Annotated in this window: 16 protein-coding genes; 7 read left to right on the top strand and 9 right to left on the bottom strand. The window is 64.6% G+C overall.

Going from position 1 to position 16,799, the window contains the following annotated elements:
• The first annotated feature begins 28 nt into the window (after window positions 1–28).
• Entirely contained in the window at window positions 29–982 is a 954-nt protein-coding gene (locus QFZ57_RS04910; protein ID WP_306898417.1) for a DMT family transporter, read from the top strand.
• 1 nt (window position 983) lies between these two features.
• On the opposite strand, the gene QFZ57_RS04905 is transcribed toward QFZ57_RS04910, so the two are convergent.
• Both QFZ57_RS04905 and QFZ57_RS04900 read right to left on the bottom strand, forming a co-directional pair.
• Window positions 984–1,859: a glycosyltransferase gene (locus QFZ57_RS04905; protein WP_306629326.1), complete on the bottom strand. Its 876-nt coding sequence runs from the start codon at window positions 1,857–1,859 to the stop codon at window positions 984–986.
• 145 nt (window positions 1,860–2,004) lie between these two features.
• Window positions 2,005–2,967, bottom strand: a complete 963-nt coding sequence (locus tag QFZ57_RS04900; protein WP_306898414.1) for a hypothetical protein — start codon at window positions 2,965–2,967, stop codon at window positions 2,005–2,007.
• A gap of 155 nt (window positions 2,968–3,122) precedes the next feature.
• On the opposite strand from QFZ57_RS04900, the gene QFZ57_RS04895 reads away from it, so the two are divergent.
• From QFZ57_RS04895 to QFZ57_RS04885, 3 genes are all read left to right on the top strand, one after another.
• On the top strand, window positions 3,123–3,668 hold the full coding sequence (locus QFZ57_RS04895; RefSeq protein WP_306629324.1) for a peptidylprolyl isomerase: 546 nt from the start codon (window positions 3,123–3,125) through the stop codon (window positions 3,666–3,668).
• A 9-nt stretch (window positions 3,669–3,677) separates the two neighbouring features.
• Complete coding sequence (locus tag QFZ57_RS04890; RefSeq protein WP_306898411.1) at window positions 3,678–4,556, top strand: rhomboid family intramembrane serine protease; 879 nt, start codon at window positions 3,678–3,680, stop codon at window positions 4,554–4,556.
• A 541-nt stretch (window positions 4,557–5,097) separates the two neighbouring features.
• Complete coding sequence (locus QFZ57_RS04885; protein ID WP_306898408.1) at window positions 5,098–5,565, top strand: carboxymuconolactone decarboxylase family protein; 468 nt, start codon at window positions 5,098–5,100, stop codon at window positions 5,563–5,565.
• A 214-nt stretch (window positions 5,566–5,779) separates the two neighbouring features.
• On the opposite strand, the gene QFZ57_RS04880 is transcribed toward QFZ57_RS04885, so the two are convergent.
• Entirely contained in the window at window positions 5,780–6,385 is a 606-nt protein-coding gene (locus QFZ57_RS04880) for a DNA-3-methyladenine glycosylase I (protein ID WP_306632432.1), read from the bottom strand.
• Between the two features lie 36 nt (window positions 6,386–6,421).
• Window positions 6,422–6,673 (bottom strand): cell division protein CrgA, encoded by a 252-nt coding sequence (locus QFZ57_RS04875; RefSeq protein ID WP_306629321.1) that lies wholly within the window; start codon window positions 6,671–6,673, stop codon window positions 6,422–6,424.
• A 172-nt stretch (window positions 6,674–6,845) separates the two neighbouring features.
• On the opposite strand from QFZ57_RS04875, the gene QFZ57_RS04870 reads away from it, so the two are divergent.
• Genes QFZ57_RS04870 through QFZ57_RS04860 form a run of 3 tightly spaced genes read left to right on the top strand, consistent with a single transcriptional unit; the run spans window position 6,846 to window position 8,451 of the window.
• A complete protein-coding gene (locus QFZ57_RS04870; protein ID WP_306629320.1) occupies window positions 6,846–7,640 on the top strand; it encodes a class E sortase in 795 nt (264 codons plus the stop codon).
• Between the two features lie 2 nt (window positions 7,641–7,642).
• Window positions 7,643–7,813, top strand: coding sequence for a hypothetical protein (locus QFZ57_RS04865; protein WP_306898406.1), 171 nt, complete (start codon window positions 7,643–7,645; stop codon window positions 7,811–7,813).
• The gene (locus QFZ57_RS04860; RefSeq protein WP_255173846.1) at window positions 7,810–8,451 is read left to right on the top strand and encodes an aminodeoxychorismate/anthranilate synthase component II; all 642 of its coding nucleotides are present in this window, start codon (window positions 7,810–7,812) and stop codon (window positions 8,449–8,451) included. Before QFZ57_RS04865 ends, QFZ57_RS04860 begins: the two co-directional genes overlap by 4 nt.
• A 28-nt stretch (window positions 8,452–8,479) precedes the next feature.
• Here QFZ57_RS04860 and pknB read toward each other — a convergent pair whose 3' ends face one another.
• The 5 genes from pknB to QFZ57_RS04835 are packed head-to-tail and all read right to left on the bottom strand — an operon-like array spanning window position 8,480 to window position 16,798.
• On the bottom strand, window positions 8,480–10,495 hold the full coding sequence (pknB, locus tag QFZ57_RS04855; protein WP_306898403.1) for a Stk1 family PASTA domain-containing Ser/Thr kinase: 2,016 nt from the start codon (window positions 10,493–10,495) through the stop codon (window positions 8,480–8,482).
• A 15-nt stretch (window positions 10,496–10,510) separates the two neighbouring features.
• A complete protein-coding gene (locus tag QFZ57_RS04850; protein ID WP_306898401.1) occupies window positions 10,511–12,244 on the bottom strand; it encodes a serine/threonine-protein kinase in 1,734 nt (577 codons plus the stop codon).
• On the bottom strand, window positions 12,241–13,701 hold the full coding sequence (locus tag QFZ57_RS04845; protein ID WP_306629315.1) for a peptidoglycan D,D-transpeptidase FtsI family protein: 1,461 nt from the start codon (window positions 13,699–13,701) through the stop codon (window positions 12,241–12,243). The genes QFZ57_RS04850 and QFZ57_RS04845 overlap by 4 nt, the downstream gene beginning before the upstream one ends.
• On the bottom strand, window positions 13,698–15,086 hold the full coding sequence (locus QFZ57_RS04840; protein WP_306898397.1) for an FtsW/RodA/SpoVE family cell cycle protein: 1,389 nt from the start codon (window positions 15,084–15,086) through the stop codon (window positions 13,698–13,700). Before QFZ57_RS04840 ends, QFZ57_RS04845 begins: the two co-directional genes overlap by 4 nt.
• Entirely contained in the window at window positions 15,083–16,798 is a 1,716-nt protein-coding gene (locus QFZ57_RS04835) for a PP2C family protein-serine/threonine phosphatase (RefSeq protein ID WP_373461182.1), read from the bottom strand. Before QFZ57_RS04835 ends, QFZ57_RS04840 begins: the two co-directional genes overlap by 4 nt.
• Between the last annotated feature and the right edge of the window lies 1 nt (window position 16,799).

The raw sequence follows: 16,799 nt of genomic DNA, 5'->3' as shown, positions 1-16,799 counted from the left end.
CGCGAGGGACGAGCATCAGGGGCGTGCAATGAACTTCTTCTTGGCGGCCCTCGGCGTCCTTGGTGTCGCTTCATCCGGTCCCCTGATTGCGGCTACGCTCGGCGCCACCAGCGTCAGCGCCCTGGCTATTGCGTTCTGGCGCAACGCCATCGGAGCGGCTGTCATGGCCACTCCCACCCTGGTCCGGCAGCCCCGCCAGTTTGGCATGGTGACCCGCGGTGAGTTCCGCTGGTCGTCGCTGGCCGCCGTCGCCCTTGCACTGCACTTCGCCTGCTTCATCACCTCGTTGCAGCTCACCTCTGTAGCGGCAGCCACAGCCCTGGTCTGCCTGCAGTCCGCCTGGATCGCCGTCTTCCAGCTTTTCCGGGGAACCCGCCACCGCTGGCAGGTTCTGGCCGGGCTGGGCATCGCCTTCGGCGGCGTTGTGGCCATCACCGGCTTCGACCTGGGAGCCTCCCCGCAGGCCCTCATCGGAGACCTGCTGGCCATGGCCGGCGGCGCGCTGGCAGGCCTGTATACGCTTGCTGGCGGCAAGGCACGGCAAAGCATGACCACCGGAACCTATACCACGCTCTGCTACGGGATGTGCGCCGCCATTGTGGCCGTGCTGGCCCTGATCGCCGGACAGCCCCTGGCGGGCTTCGAGCCCGCAGGATGGCTGGGCATCGCAGCCATCACCGTGTGCGCGCAACTCGTCGGCCACACGGCGTTCAACCACTTGCTGGCTACCATGAGCCCGCTCATCGTCTCCATGATCATCCTCCTGGAGATCCCGGGGGCTGCGCTGCTGGCGGCTGTGTTCCTGCAAGAGACCCTGCCGGCGGGCACATACGCGGGGCTCGGCCTGATCCTGGCCGGACTGGCCGTCGTGGTCCTGGGGCAACGCAGCGCGGGCAGGCGGTCCGGCCGGGCAAACCGGCGCGGATCGGCACCCGGGGGCGAGCCGCCGTCGGAGCGCCTCGCGGAGCTGGGGACGGACTGAGCTATTGACCGCCGCGGCGCACTGGCTGGGCTGTATTGACGGTGTGGATGGCCCGTAGGAGCTTGGCCGGGAAATACACCGAGAAGAAGACCACCATGGGGGCCTTGAGCGCCATCTTCCTGACATTGTGGGCCTTGTAGGTCCGGTCAAACCGGGTGACGTAGTAGCGGTAGTCCCGCGGCGAATCCTCCAGCCGCCTTGCCGACATCCCGGACACCATCTGCGGCCAGTAGCGGACCGGAAGCTCATGGTCGGCCAGATGCAGGGACAAATCGATATCCTCGTGCATCTCGTCCTTCTCGTCCCGGCAGGTCTCGGAGCGGATTATTTCCCAGGCAGTGGCGCGCAGGGCCATGTTGGAGCCGAACAGGAAATGGTATTGGTGCTTGGCCAGCTTCAACATGAGCTGGCGCATTTTGTCGTCCGCCTTGAGCCCAAAACGGCGCATCGGCATGTCGTAGTACACCACGGGGCCGGTGGCAGCCTGCACGGACGGGTCCGCGAAGGCCTTCTGCACCTGCTCCACCCAGTCGGGTTCCACGATGGAGTCTGCGTCAATCCGCCCCAGGATGTCCCCGGTGGCACTGTCCAGCCCGAAGTTGCGGGTGGGGATAAGGCCCTGTTCCCGGTCCTGGCTCAGCAGGATGATGGGGCTTTCCGGATACTCCAGCTGCATTTGGCGGACAATGTCAGCGGTCCGGTCCTTCGAAAGGTTGTCCACCACGATGATCTCGTGGGCGGGAACGGACTGGTAGATGGCAGCTATGAGGCACTGCCTAATTACGCTTTCCTCGTTGTATGCCGGGATGACAATGGACACGCGGAGCTGTACGGCTGCGTCGTTCACGGCATCCCCAGAGGGTCGATCGGCTGACATCACTACAAATCTAGCATCCGGGCCATGCCCTGCCATGGGTACAGGGCCGTGCTTCGGAATCTGCGGGGGGCTGGCCGGAGGGCCTGTTCGAGGCACACAAAAAGGGGCCCCGCGAAACGGAGCCCCTTAATGTGCGGCGGGACAACTAGGCCTGCGTGCTGTCCTTGCCTTCCTCGGTGGCCTTTTTGGCGTCGTTTGCGGCGTTCTTGGCACCTTCAGCGGCATCCCCGGCCACGTGCTTGGCCTTGTCCGCGGCGTCCTCGGACTTTTCCTTTACGGTTTCTGCCACATCACCGGCCTTCTCTGCAGCTGCAGTTGCGGCGGATCCGGCAGCGGAGGCAGTCTTGCCGGCGGCGTCTGCGGAGTCTTCCTTCACGTCGCTGACGGTCGTGGCGGGAACCGGAGCAGGAGTTGGCGTGACCGGCGAGGGGGTCTTCCAGGGGTCCTCCACCGGCTTGGATGCCTTCCACGCGGCGACACCAGCGGCCACGGCAGCTGCCACAACGCCGAAGACCAGCCACCCACGTTTCTTGGGCTTCTCCGGCTGGGCCAGCTGCACATCCACTGCCCGGCTGGCTCCTGCTGCGGCTGCCTTCAGCTGGGTACCGGTTGCCTGTGCCTGTTCCTGGATGGCATGGATGATTCCCACATCGCCCAGCTTCTGCGCTACCGCGTCCACCCGTGCCGGAGTGTTTTCCAGGGTGCGGTGCACTGCACCGGATGCCACTCCGATCTGGTCCGAGAGCTTGGGCAGGTACTCCACCACTACCCGGTCACGGGCATTCAGGACAACGGGAGTGGCCTTGTCCAGCGCTTCGTGCAGCCTGGGTGACGCGCCTTCGACGACGTCATTGATCTTGGGTGCCAGCTGGGCCAGACCGTCCTGGATCCGGGGAGTCACGGTGGCAACACCGTCGGCCAGGCTGTGTGCAGCCGTCTTCAGGCCTTCCTGGATCTTGGGAGATGCGGTATCCAGGCTCTGCTGGAGACGGGGAACAGCCCAATCCACAGCAGCTTCCACCCGGGGGCCGGCCCAGTCCTTGGCGTTTTCCACCGCAGTGGTGACCGACTGCTCAAGGTCACGGGTAATACGATCCGATTTCTTCACAACTACCTCCCGATTAATGTGACGGTTCTGTCGTTAGCCTACGTGCCCAGATCACCACGGGCTATTCACTCTGCGGATTTCAGGGGGATTTCACCCAGCGCGGAACTGCGCCCGCAGCCGTGGCCGCCCATAACGGTCATGGGAGAATGAGGCCTATGACTGCAATCGCAACCGCAAAAGCAACCATTCACACCAGCCTCGGCGACATCGTGGTTAACCTCTTCGGCAACCACGCGCCCAAGACGGTCAAGAACTTCGTTGGCCTTGCCACCGGCGAGCAGGCTTGGACCCACCCGGAAACCGGCGAGGACAAGACCGGCACCCCGCTTTACAACGGAACCATCTTCCACCGCATCATCAAGGACTTTATGGTTCAGGCCGGAGACCCCCTGGGCCGTGGAACCGGTGGCCCCGGCTACCGTTTCGATGACGAAATCCACCCGGAACTGACCTTCAACCAGCCCTACAAGCTGGCCATGGCCAACGCGGGCATCCAGATGGGCAAGGGCACCAACGGGTCACAGTTCTTCATCACCACCATTCCCACGGACTGGCTCCAGGGCAAGCACACCATCTTCGGTGAAGTGGCTGACGAGGAATCCAAGAAGGTCGTCGACGCCATCGAGGGTGTGCGCACCGGCATGGGCGACCGCCCGGTAGAGGACGTCACCATCAACAGCATCGACATCGAACAGCTGTAACGCCCCACCATGAGTTACGGAATTCCGTCGGCCGAGCCGTCCGCCCAGGTTCCGGTCTGCCCACGGCACCCGGACCGCCCGTCCTATGTGCGCTGCCAGCGCTGCGGGCGCCCGGCATGCCCCGACTGCCAGCGGGCGGCCGCCGTCGGATTCCAATGCGTTGACTGCGTCAACGAAACAAAACGGACGACGCCGGAGGTACGGACCGTCTATGGCGGAGCCGTTGCCACCGGCAAGCCGTTGGCAACGTTCGCCATCATCGCGAGCTGTGCCGTGCTGTACGTCCTCCAGTGGCTGGTCCCGGGTGATGCGATTTACCAGGCATTGGGCTTTGCCAACATCTACGCGGAGCCCCGCTATGGCCAGTTCGAGCCGTGGCGGATGTTAACGGCCGCTTTCCTGCATTCGCAGGGGTTTATCCTTCACATTGCCCTGAACATGTACATGCTCTGGGCATTCGGGCAGGCGCTGGAACCGATACTGGGGCGGATCCGTTTCCTGGCGCTCTATTTGATCTCCGCCATCGGCGGCTCCGTCGGTTACCTGCTCCTGACTCCCCTGTACGAACCCGGCAGGCCCCTCTATGGGGTGGTTGGCGCCTCAGGGGCAATCTTCGGGCTCTTCGGCGCGATGCTGCTGGTTCAGCGGCACCGTGGCGGCGACACCCGCCAGTTGTGGATACTGATTGCCATCAACGGCGTCATTGGTTTCTTAATCCCACAGATTGCCTGGCAGGCCCACCTGGGCGGCCTCATCACGGGCGGACTCTGCGCCGCAGCCCTTGCCTACGCGCCGCGCGGACGGCGGCGGACCCTTATCCAGGTTCTGGGTCTTGCGGCTGTGCTGGCGCTGCTGATCGCCGTGAGCTGGGTACGTGTGACGCTTTAGCCCGTCCGTTATCCCAAGGCACCAGACATGCCCCCGACACCGTTGGTGTCGGGGGCATATCTGTTTTCCACAGGACTTATCCACAGTGTTGGTAACTTACACGCCTGTAGTTCAACTGCTCCTCCGCGCCGTGAAGCCGTGGGATCGGTACAGAACCGGAACTTGGACGCTTGTTCTCCACATCTGTGGATATCCTGTGGGGATATTGGTGTGTGTAAGTGGATAAGCAGGAGATTCTGGCCCCTTTGCGTGGATAACTGGTTCACCAGCCCGCCCCTTTGGCCTGTCTGCCAGCCCCGCGAGGACGTTATTGACAGCCTTATGCACACTGTTAATAAGTGACAGGCCTGTAGTTTTGGGCCGGTAGACCCCGCAGGAGTAGGTGGCAGGGCGCACGGGGGCAAGATTTCCACGCCGTTTCCCACAGGTGTGGATAACTTGTGGGTATTGCAATGTTGGTAAGTGGATAAACGGCAAATGGGTGTTGGTCCTCCTGCCTATGATGGTTCCCTGCCAAGCCGTTCTACCGACAAGGAATCCCGTGGGCGTCACCGAGCACCTGTACCTGGACAAACAGCATCCGGACCTCTGGAAGGCGATCAGCGGCTTAGGTCTTAAGGTGCAGGAAGCAGCGGAAGAGGCTGGAATCGGGCGCGGCCTGCTGGAACTCCTCAACGTGCGTATTTCCCAGATCAACGGCTGCGCCTACTGCCTGGACCTGCATGTGAGAAGGGCGGCTGAGGCAGGAGAGAGCGGCCAACGGGTGGCGGTACTGCCCGCATGGCGTGAAACGGCCCTGTTCACGGACAAGGAGCGGGCCGCGCTGGGTCTGGTGGAGAGCATCACGGAGCTCCCGGACCAGCGGACCCAGGAGCATGCGGAGGCATCCGCGCGGGAATGCCTGACGGCAGAGGAGTTCTCGGCAGTGAGTTGGCTTGCGGTGACGATGAATGCCTTCAACCGGGTTTCCATAACCAGCCACCACCCCGTCAGGCGGGACCGCCCGTAGCCTGCCAACCCCCGGGCTGGGGCCCAGGCCCTTTCCGGCCAGCGTTATCCACAGGTATTCCACACTGTTAATAACCACATCTTTGCGACAGATTTAAGCAGACCGGCGCTTGCGCCCGGGGTGCGGCTGCTTTAGCTGGAACTATGGGGAAAGGTTTTCCACACTGTGGACAACCTTGCCAACAGCTGGGGATAACCAAAGGTGTGGGACAGCCCTACTCGTGCCAGATTCCGGAGGATCCCCGGCGGTGGCTCGCCAGGAGGTGGGTATCCACTATTCCCACTGCCTCCATCAGGGCGAACATGGTGGTGGGTCCCACAAAGGAGAAGCCGCGTTTACGAAGTGCCTTGGACAAGGCAATAGACTCTGCCGACTGTGTGGGGATGTCGGCGGCCATGCGGGGACGCGGAGTGCTTTCCGGGCGGAAACCCCAGACGAAATCCACCAGGCCGCCGTCGTTTCGAAGCTCCAAGGTGGCCCGGGCGTTCCTGATGGTGGCAACGATCTTCAGCCGGTTCCGGATAATGCCGGGGTCCTGCATCAGCCGCTCGACGTCGGCGTCGGTGAAAAGTGCCACAGCGTCAGGATCGAACCCGGCAAAGGCGGCACGGAACGCCGGACGCTTGCGCAGGATGGTGGCCCAGGAAAGCCCTGCCTGGAAACCCTCCAGGCAGATCCGCTCGTACAGGCCCTGCTCGTCAGTGACGGGCAGCCCCCATTCCTGGTCGTAGTAGCTCCGCATCATCGGATCTGTGGCAGCCCAGGCAGGCCGGGCCAGGCCATCCTCGCCAACGATTACTCCGGCAGACTCGGGAGCCAGTGCGGTCCTCCTTGGAACAGTGAGTGCGTGAAGCTGCTAGGAGCGCCAGCGGGTGGTCATCAGGAAGCCGACGATGGCGATGCCGAAGCCGGCCACGATGTTCCAGGACTGCCACGCCTGCACCGGGAAGCGTCCCTCGCTGATGTAGAAGGTGATGATCCAGAAGAGGCCAATGATCATGAGGCCAAACATGACCGGTTTGAACCACACGGGGTTGGGCTTGTAGGCCTCGGGGGAAGCCGGCTGGGCGGTGCTGGCGGTCTTCTTGCGAGGCTTTGACTCGGGCACTGGCTCTCCTTGGCGGGCTGGCCAAGCTCGGCGGCCCGGGCTTGGTATCCTGCAAGAAGGAAATTGCAAGCGGTCTGCGCGATCTTGGTCAAATCTTGATTCTTACTAGCAGCCAATTCTAGCCGCAGTTGATGGGCAGCCGTGCCCAGGGTAAACGCCCGGAGGAGAACGCGTGGTATTGCAGGAGAAGGCGGGGGCCGGCACTGCACCCGTGCCCCGTCATGCCCTGCTGCGCGGCACCGTCCAGGTGCTGGGCGAGCTGTTGATCACCGCCGGCGTCATCCTCCTTCTCTTTGTGGCGTGGCAGCTGTGGTGGACCAATGTCGAGTCCGACGCCAAACAGAGCCAGGTCATCAAGGAATTCGCCCAGGACCTTGGCACCGCCGCCCCCGCTCCCGCAGCAACGGCTCCCTCCGCACCACCTGCCGCTGGTGAAGATTTCGGCAGGCCCGTGGTGGGAACTGCCCCCGGCCATGCGGGCACCATCGGCATCATCTACATCCCGCGGTTCGGCCCCACGTATACGCGCCCGATCGTCCAGGGGACCAGCCAGGACGTCCTGGACACCCTGGGCCTGGGGCACTACGGCAACACGGCAATGCCCGGGGCAGTAGGCAACTTCGCAGTGGCCGGCCACCGCCAGACTCATGGTGCAGTACTGGACAACATCCACACGCTGGTGCCCGGTGACAAGATCTACGTCCAGACGAAGGATGGCTATTACGTCTACGTTTTCCGGAACAACCAGATTGTGATGCCATCGCGTACCGACGTCCTGGAACCGGTACCGACCCAGCCTGGCACCGCGCCCACCGAAAGCTACCTCACCATGACCAGCTGCAACCCCCGCTTCGGCGCGGAAGAACGCATCATCGCCTACGCCCTCCTGGACAGCTGGCGGCCGTCAGCAGCCGGACCGCCGGCCGAGATCGCGGCCCAGGTTGCAGCAGCCACTGGAAGGAGCTGACCGTGTACGCATGGATCTTCCGGAACCTTCCCGGACCGCTGTGGCTCAGGATCATCATTTCGCTGGTGCTGATTTTCATTGCCCTGGTGTTGATGGTCCAGTTCCTGTTCCCCTGGATGTCCCATTTCACCCAATTCACCGACTCGACGATTGGTTCCACAGACCAGCCATGACCACAACCAAGATCCTTGTAGTGGATAACTACGACAGCTTTGTCTACACCCTGGTGGGCTACCTTCAGGAACTCGGCGCCGAAACCACAGTCGTCCGCAACGATGACGTAACCCTGGCAGAGGCGATCGAGCTTGCCAGCACCCGGGACGGCGTCCTCATCTCTCCCGGTCCCGGAAATCCTGCTGAAGCCGGTGTCTGCATTGAGCTGATCAAGTGGTGCGGTGAAAACAGTGTGCCCATGTTCGGCGTGTGCCTGGGCCACCAGGCGCTGGCTGAGGCCTTCGGCGGCAAGGTCACCCACGCCCCTGAACTCATGCACGGCAAGACGTCCCAGGTGGAACACATCGGTACCAGCGTTTTCGCCGGGCTCCCCTCCCCCGTCACGGCCACCCGGTACCACTCACTGGCCGCGGTCCGGGAATCCATCCCTGATGTCCTGGAAGTCACGGCGCAGACCGCGTCCGGCGTGGTTATGGGCCTGCAGCACCGGACGGCACCGCTGTGCGGGGTGCAGTTCCATCCCGAATCGGTGCTTACCGAAGGCGGGTACCAGATGCTCGGAAACTGGTTGGAGTCCCTGGGGATGAAAGGCGCGGCTGCGCGTGCGGCCAAGCTGAGCCCCCTTATCCAGCACTAGCCGGGCTCCTCAACCAGGCGGAAGGACGTCAGCCCTTCTTGGTGGGTTTGGGCGTCGGCGTCGGCGTGGGCGTGGGCGTCGGTGTGGCAGTTTCCGTTGGAGACGGTGGCGGCGGTGGCGGTGGCGGAGCCTTGGCCACCACGATGGTGATGGTCTTTCCCTGGTCAACGGCGGCGTTGGCGGGGTCGCTTTGGTCCGTGACCTTGCCCGGCTCCACCTGCGAGTTTTCGGTCTCGATCACTGAGGGGACCAGGCCAAGCTCCTTGAGGGCTGCCTCGGCCTCTTCACGGGTGACTCCGCGCAGCTCCGGGACAACCACCTTGCCGGTTGAAACGATGAGCTCCACGCTGGTGCCAACGCCAACGCTCTGCCCCGGCGCCGGGTTGGAGGTGATGACGATTCCTGCCGGTACAGTGGCGCTGTTGGCGGTGCTGGTTGAGGGGGCGCCGACGAGTCCCACCTGGCGCAGGATGTCCCGTGCCGCTGCCTCGGTCTTGCCGGGAAGGCTGTCCGGGATCTTCACCGAACTGGGACCGTCCGAGACATTGAGGATTACCTCGGCACCGGGATCCAGCGAACCCCCCGCCGCAGGATCGGTGCCGATGGCGGTTCCCTTGGGCACCGTGTCGTTTGCCGACCGCGCAATGCTGGGACGAAGGCCGGCGTTATACAGAGCCTGAAGTGCTGCGGTTTCTGTCATGGAGGCCACGGCGGGAATTGGCACCTTCGGCGTAGCGGGAGCCGGGCGGTTGACCGTTTGGTACAGCCACAGGCCGCCGCCCGCGAGTACCAGCAGTGTAAAGATCACCAGGGTTGCAATCCACGCACGACGGCGGGACTTCTGCCGTGTGGTCCGCTCACGTTCCGGCGGCAGGCCAAGTGGGAGCTGCCCGGCGGACCTGTAACCATCTGCCCTGTAGTCGTCCGGACCGTACTCATCAGCGGCATGTATATTGGCGAGCCCCAGCGGAACGGCGGTTCCACCGTCGTGATGGGCATTCGTGGCTGGCAGGCGGCCGGTGGGCGCGTCATCAAGAAAGCCCGCCCCCGCTGCGGCGAACGCCTCGGTGGGCGGTGACGCTTCGGGAACGTGGTCGTTGGGATCGGTGGGCGCCTCGGAAGCCGGCACGGCGGGGACGGGGACTCCGGCTTTCGCCGCCCGGAGGGCGCGCCGGAAGGCTGCTGCATCCTGGAACCTGTCGTCCCGGTTCTTCTGCAGGGCCTTGGCGATCACGGTGTCCAGCGCCGGTGACACTTTGGCATTGAGGCTGCTGGCAGGTTCCGGGATTTCGCGCACATGCTGGTAGGCCACCGATACCGGGCTGTCGCCGATGAACGGCGGCCGCGACGTCAGCATTTCATAGAGCAGGCATGCAGCGGAATAGAGGTCGCTGCGGGCGTCGACGGTTTCGCCGCGGGCCTGTTCCGGTGAGAGGTATTGTGCCGTTCCCACCACTGCCTGGGTCTGGGTCATGGTGGCGGAGGAATCGGCGATGGCACGGGCAATGCCGAAGTCCATCACCTTCACCGAATCGGTGCCCTGGCAGAACATGACATTGGCGGGCTTGATGTCCCGGTGCACGATCCCGGCCTTGTGGCTGTATTCGAGGGCGCCCAGGACACCCAGGCAATAGTCGATGGCCTGGTCGATGCTGATCTCGTTGGCACGGATCAGATCGCGCAGGGTCTTGCCCTCAACGTATTCCATCACGATGTAGGGCACCCGCACGTCCTCGGCAGAGCCGTCATGGACCAGGTGTTCGCCGGTATCGAAGATGGCCACGATGGAGGGGTGGTTCAAGGCAGCCACCGCCTTCGCTTCACGCTTGAACCGTGCCTGGAACTGCGGGTCCCGGGCCATGTCCGGCCGGAGCAGCTTGACGGCTACCGTCCTGCCCAGGCGGGTATCGGTTCCCCGGTAGACATCCGCCATGCCGCCCCGGCCAATGAGGCTGCCCAGCTCGTAGCGGCCGCTCAGGACACGCCGGTTATCCACCGGCAGGCTGTCCTCCCGGTGCGACGGTGTGCGTGCTGACTCATTCACAGGTTGTCCCGGCGTTTAGGGCGTGCAGGTCGGCGGCGTTCCCGGCGTTGCGCCGGCCGCGCAGGTTGCCAGGGGCGAGATGGGCGTGGGCCCCGCCACCGGCGACGACGTGGTGGGAACGGGCGTCGGCTTGGGCGCCGTGGTGGTGGGCGCGGGGGATGGAGCCGTTGCGTAGATGACGGTGATGAGCGAACCCTTGGGCACTACGCCGGTGGGATTCAGTTCCAGGACGGTACCGGGAGCGGCGGAACTGCTCTCCTGTGGCAGGACGGTCACCTGGAGTCCCAAACCTGCAAGGGAAGCCTGGACCTGGCGGTAGTCCTTGCCCAGGTAGGCCGCAGGTATCACGTTGACCGTGTCCTGCGTGGGTTCGGGCGTGGGCGTGGGCGTTGGTGTGCTGCGGGTTTGCGTAGGCGTAGCCGACGGGGTGGTGGGTGTGGGCGTTGCCGATGATGGGGTCGCGCTGCTGGCGGTGGCGCTGGAGGTTGGGTTGCCCGACGGCGAGAAGAGACCCATTTGGTTCAGGAGGAAACCCGCCAGCGCAAACAGGAGCAGCAGGATCAAGGCGACCAGGGGCCATGTCCACGGGCTGCGTCCCTTGCGCCGGGGCTCATCGGAGGGCCCGTCGTCGTACGTTTCCTCCTCCTGGTCCCAGTTCCGCTGGGCAGCCAGCGCATTCGCGCGGGCAAGCGGCCCCTGGGGGACATCCCCTTCGGTGGCGGAGGAACCTGCGGCCCCTGCAGCCATCCCGGCAGCCCCTGCCGCACCGGCACCAAGCACTGGCAGCGCCGACGTGGCGGCGGGCGTGGAATCCTGCTGCGAGCCAATGACTCCGGTAGGGGCGGTAGCGGTGTCAACGGGGGCAGTGATGGGCCCCGTGTCGGCGTCGAAAAGAAACATGCCCGGCACGGCGGCGCGTGCGGCGCTTATATCGCCGTTGCGGATGGCCTCCGCTGCCTCGGCCAGTTTGATGGCGTTCGCCGGGCGGTCCTTGGGGTCCTTGGCCAGCATGGACATCAGGAGAGCCCGGACCGGCGAGGGCAGGGTCTCAGGGAGGGGCGGTGGAGCGTCGTTCACCTGGGCCAGGGCAATGGCGATCTGCGATTCACCGGAGAAAGGACGGTGCCCGCTGAGGCACTCGTAGCCGATAACGCCGAGTGAATAGATGTCCGAGGATCCGGTGGCGGTCTGTCCGGTGGCCTGCTCGGGTGCCAGGTACTGCGCTGTTCCCATGACCTGGCCGGTCTGGGTGAGCGGCACCTGGTCGGCGAGACGCGCGATGCCGAAGTCGGTGACCTTGACCCGTCCGTCCGGGGTGATCAGGAGGTTGCCGGGCTTGATGTCGCGGTGGACCAGCCCTTGGGCGTGCGCAACGGCCAGGGCGCGGGCGGTCTGCGCGATGATCGAAAGCGTACGGTCGGGCGACAGCACCTGCTCGTGCTCGATGATGCTGCTCAACGGCTGGCCCGGAACCAGTTCCATGACCAGGTACGCCGAGCCTTCCTCTTCGCCGTAGTCAAAGACGTTGGCGATTCCCACGTGGTTCAGGAGGGCAGTGTGGCGGGCCTCGGCACGGAAGCGCTGGAGGAATCCGGGGTCCCCTGTGTACTCCTCCTTCAGCACCTTGATGGCGACGATGCGGCCCAGGACGAGGTCTTTGGCTTTCCAGACTTCCCCCATGCCGCCGATCGCAATCCGCGTGGTCAGCTGGAATCTGCCGCCGAGGGTGATTCCCGTTGTAGGCCTCACTTATTCAACACCGCCTCAAAAATCTTCTTCGCGTTAGGACTGGTCAGCTGTGCGCCGGTGATGATGTTCGTGCCTTCCATGACGATCGTGACACTCACCTGCGGATTGTTTGCGGGGGCGAAGCCGGTGAACCATGAATTGTTGGTTCCGTTCCCAAGCTCTGCGGTTCCGGTCTTGCCGGCAACCTGCACTCCGGGAACCGCTGCACCCTTGGCGATGCCCTCGCTGACTGCGCTTGCCATCCACTCGGTGATCTGGCTGGCAATCTGCGGGGTGGTGGAGGTGCGCAGCTGCTGCGGCTGCGGTTCGTCAATGACCCGGAGGTCCGGGGAGCGCAGGGTCTTGATGAGGTTGGGCTGCATCTGCTTGCCACCGTTGGCGATGGCGGAGGTCATCATGTTGATCTGCAGCGGCGTGGCACGGACATCCTTTTGGCCGATCGCCGACTGGGCCAGGCCGGGTGCATCCAACTGGTCTGGGAAGCCGTTGCCCAGCGCATGGCCCAGCTTCATCTGGTCCCCGATGTCCTCGCCGAAGCCGAACTTCTTGGCCTGCTCGGCGATGGCGTCGCGGCCCAGGTCCAGGGCGATGCTCGCGAACGGGGTGTTGCAGGACTGCTGCAGCGCGAAGGCGAAGCTGGCGGTATCCCTGGTGTAGCAGTTGCCGCCTGCATAGTTGGGCAGCTTGTACTGGATGCCGTCAAAGGGCATCTCCGCGGGGTTGGGGAGGACACTGTCCTTGTTGTACTTCCCCGAGGCAAGCGCAGCGGCTGTGTCCACGAGTTTGAAGACGGACCCTGGAGCGAGCAGCGCGCCGGTAGGGCCACTGACGTTCTGGTTCAGGTTGATGCCCGGGACCTTCACCAGCTCATTCATGCTGGCGCCTTCGGCGGCGGCATCCTGGGTGGCCACCAGGTTGGGGTTGTAGGAGGGCTTGGACACCATGGCCAGGATGGCGCCGGTCTTGGGGTTGGTCACCACAATGGAGCCGCGCTGTCCGTCCGGAATCAGGCTGTAAGCAAGCTGCTGGATCTGGGGATCGATGGTGAGTTCCACGGATGCGCCCTTGGGCTGGTTGCCCAGGAAGAGCTGGCCCACCCGGTCGAGGAAGAGCTGGTCCGAGTTGCCCGCCAGTTCCTCGCCCATGGCCTGTTCCAGGCCAGTGGCTCCATAGTTCTTGGAGAAGTAGCCCGTGAGCCCGGCGTACAGCTCCGGCTGCGGGTAGGTGCGCTGGAACTTGCAGGTCTCCGACCCGGTTTCCACCGATTCGGCCACGGGAGTCCCGCCAACAATGATGGCGCCGCGGTCATTGCAGTAGTTCTGGAGGATGGCGCGCTGGTTCAGCGGGTTGGTCTTGAGGTCGTCGGCGCCCACCACCTGCACAAAGCTGAGGGCGCCGAACAGCAGCGCAAACATGGCCACTGCGGCTACCCATGAGTGCCGGATTGCCTGGTTCATGCCTGCGTCACCGCCTCGGTTGGAGTGTCAATGCCAGTTGCTGCTGCTGTCCCGGCTGGCGGGAGCGGTGTGGTGTCCACCGGGCCGCGGGCGGCGTGGGAGATCATCAGGAGCAGTCCCACGATGATCCAGTTGGCCAGGAGGGATGATCCACCGGCCGCGAGGAATGGCGTGGTGAGCCCGGTCAGGGGGATGAGCCGGGTGACGCCGCCAATGACCACGAAGCACTGCAGGGCGACGGCGAACGACAGGCCGCAGGCGAGTAGTTTCCCGAACGCATCGCGGGTGCCCAGCGCGGCGCGGAATCCGCGGGTGATCAACAACAGGTACAGCAGGACGACGGCGAACAGGCCGATCAGGCCCAGTTCCTCGCCCAGGGAGGCGATGATCATGTCGCTGTTGGCAAAAGGAACCAGGTCCGGACGCCCCTGGCCAAGGCCGGTGCCCACCAGCCCGCCGTTGGCCATGCCGAACAGGCCCTCGATGACCTGCCGGCTGCCGTTCTCGTAGACGTCGGGGGAGAAAGCGTTAAGCCAGCCGTAGACGCGCTGCTGGACATGGGAGAACACCTGGGCTGCCACGAAACCGCCGCCAATGATCAGGGCCAGCCCGATCACCACCCAGCTGATCCGGCTGGTGGCTACATAGATCATGACGATGAACAGGCCGAAGAACAGCAGGGAGGACCCCAGGTCGCGCTGGAAGATGAGCACGCCGATGCTTACCAGCCAGGCGGTGATCATGGGGCCCATGTCCTTGAACCGCGGAAACTGCAGGGGACCGATCTTGCGGCCGGCCAGCAGGATGAGGTCCCGGTTGGACGAGAGATACCCCGCAAAGAATATAGCGAGGGTAATTTTGGCTACTTCGCCCGGCTGGAACGTCATGGGGCCAAACCTGATCCACACGCGTGCGCCCAGGATCTCACCGGCGCTGATTCCCGGGACGAGGGGCAGGATCAGCAACAGGGCAGACGCAGCCAGGGAAATGAAGGTGAACCGGCGCAGGATGCGGTGGTCCTTGAGGAAGAAGATGACGGCGATTGCCACGGCCATGGCGATGAGAGTCCACCGGAGCTGGTTGTTTCCCGTATCGTCGCCGGGAGCATCGAGGCGGTGGATCATCGCCAGGCCCAGGCCGTTCAGGGCTACGACGATGGGAAGTATTACCGGATCGGCATACTTCGCGCGGAAGCGCAGGACGCCGTGGAATACCAGGGATGCCACCGCCAGCAGGCTCGACTGGAACCAGAAGTCGGTGTCAAAGGCCTTTTCCTGGTCCACGCCCACCAGCATGTTGGCGCCGATGCCGACCGCAAGGGCCAGCAGCAGCAACGCAAGCTCGACGTTGCGGCGAGGCTTGGGCATGGTGCTTACCTGGCTCATTTGGCCGCCTCGCAGGTGATCGTGGGAGTGGGGGAGGGAGAAGCCGCCCCCGACGCGGGCGCAGGCGCATCCGAAGCGGGCGGCGGAGCGCCTGCGCTGGCCGACGGCGCTGCGTTGGCGGACGGGGCAACCGCAGAAGCGGAGGCCGAAGGCTGGGGGCACTCCTCCTCGGGTGAGGTTGTTCCCGTGAGCTCCAGGTTCTTGACAATCCGCTGCGCGTCGTAGAGATCATTGGCGGGGACCGTTTGGCGCACCCGCTGCTGCGAGAACGGCGGGAGGGAGTCCAACTTGATATCCGTCACTGCTTCAAGGGACGACAGCTGGATGGGACCCAGCCGCTGCGACACCCCGTTGTAAATCGCCACGCGGGAATCGAATTCGCCCACGTAGTAGCGGGTCTGGGTCCAGGCGTACCCAAGCCAGAGGCCAACGGCCACCACAACCAGCACGGCGGCTGCAACGGACCAGGCGATCCATCGGCGCGGACGCAGCGGCGGAAGGGTGTCCTCGGTGTCACCGGCAGGTTCTGCCTTGTGGGTGAGGAGCGTGGCTGCGCGCCGGGCTACGGTGCGGCCGGCAACGGTTGGAATGGAGCCGGATTCCGCGGCGGCAGCAGCAGCACCCACCAGCTCGTGGGGGCGGGAGGCAAGTTCTTCCCGCAGGACCTCCGCGGAAAGATGTTCGCCCAGGTGGGGGTCGGTGCTCCCGGCATCCCCGGAGCCGGCGTCCGCTGCCTTGGCGCCGCTGTCCGCCGGTTCCTTCCCTGGTACGGGGTCCTGCTCGTCGTCTTCCGGGGCGGAACCGGCTTTCCCGGCCGGCTCTTTCCTGTCGTCCGGAACAGAGGATGCAGCCATGGCGCCGGGTACGCCTCCTGCCGCGGCAGCGGGCTTGCTGTCCTGCACCGGAGGAACGATTTCGACGGCGGCGGTGCTGACGTCGTCGGGCGTTTCCTCCAGGATGTCCACCAAGACCACGGTGACATTGTCCGGCGATCCGGCCTCAAGGGTCAGTTCAACCAGGGTTTCGGCGCATTCGTGCAGGTTGTGGGTTTCACGGACTGTCCGCTCCACGGCGTGCGCGGCGACGTAGTTCAGTCCGTCGGAGCACAGCAGCCAGCGGTCGCCGGGCCGGGCGTCGAGGGTGTCGAGGTCCAGCTCGGGGCTCGCATCAACATCGCCCAGGACGCGCATGAGGACATTCTTGTGCGGATGCGTTTCCGCTTCCTCCGGCCGGAGCCGGCCCTCGTCGATGAGCCGCTGGACGAAGGTATGGTCCACGCTGATCTGCTTGAATTCACCGTCGCGGAGCCGGTAGGCGCGTGAATCACCGATATGCGCGAAATGCAGCTTCCCCTGAGCCAGCAGGAGCGCGGTCACGGTGGTGCCCATGCCCGCCAGCTTCGGGTTGATATGCACCAGTTCGGAGAGCAGTGAGTTCGCGGTCTGGATTTCGTCGGCGAGGATCGTCCCGGCTTCGTCACCATGGTCGGGCCGGTCCAGGTGGATCATGTCCAGGACGGTTGCGGCAGAGGCGACGTCACCGCCCGCATGACCGCCCATACCATCGGCGACGACGGCGAGGTGGCGCCCGGCGTAGGCGGAATCGTCATTCTTGGAACGGATCCTGCCGACGTCGGACCTCGCGGCGAAGCGCATGATGAGAGGCCGCTGCGCCGGGCTGGAGCCGGTTGCGGGGTTTTCAGCCAAGGCCACG

It is taken from the genome of Arthrobacter sp. B1I2, assembly GCF_030816485.1.
GTDB lineage: Bacteria > Actinomycetota > Actinomycetes > Actinomycetales > Micrococcaceae > Arthrobacter.
This window is presented reverse-complemented; position numbering and strand designations above follow the sequence as displayed.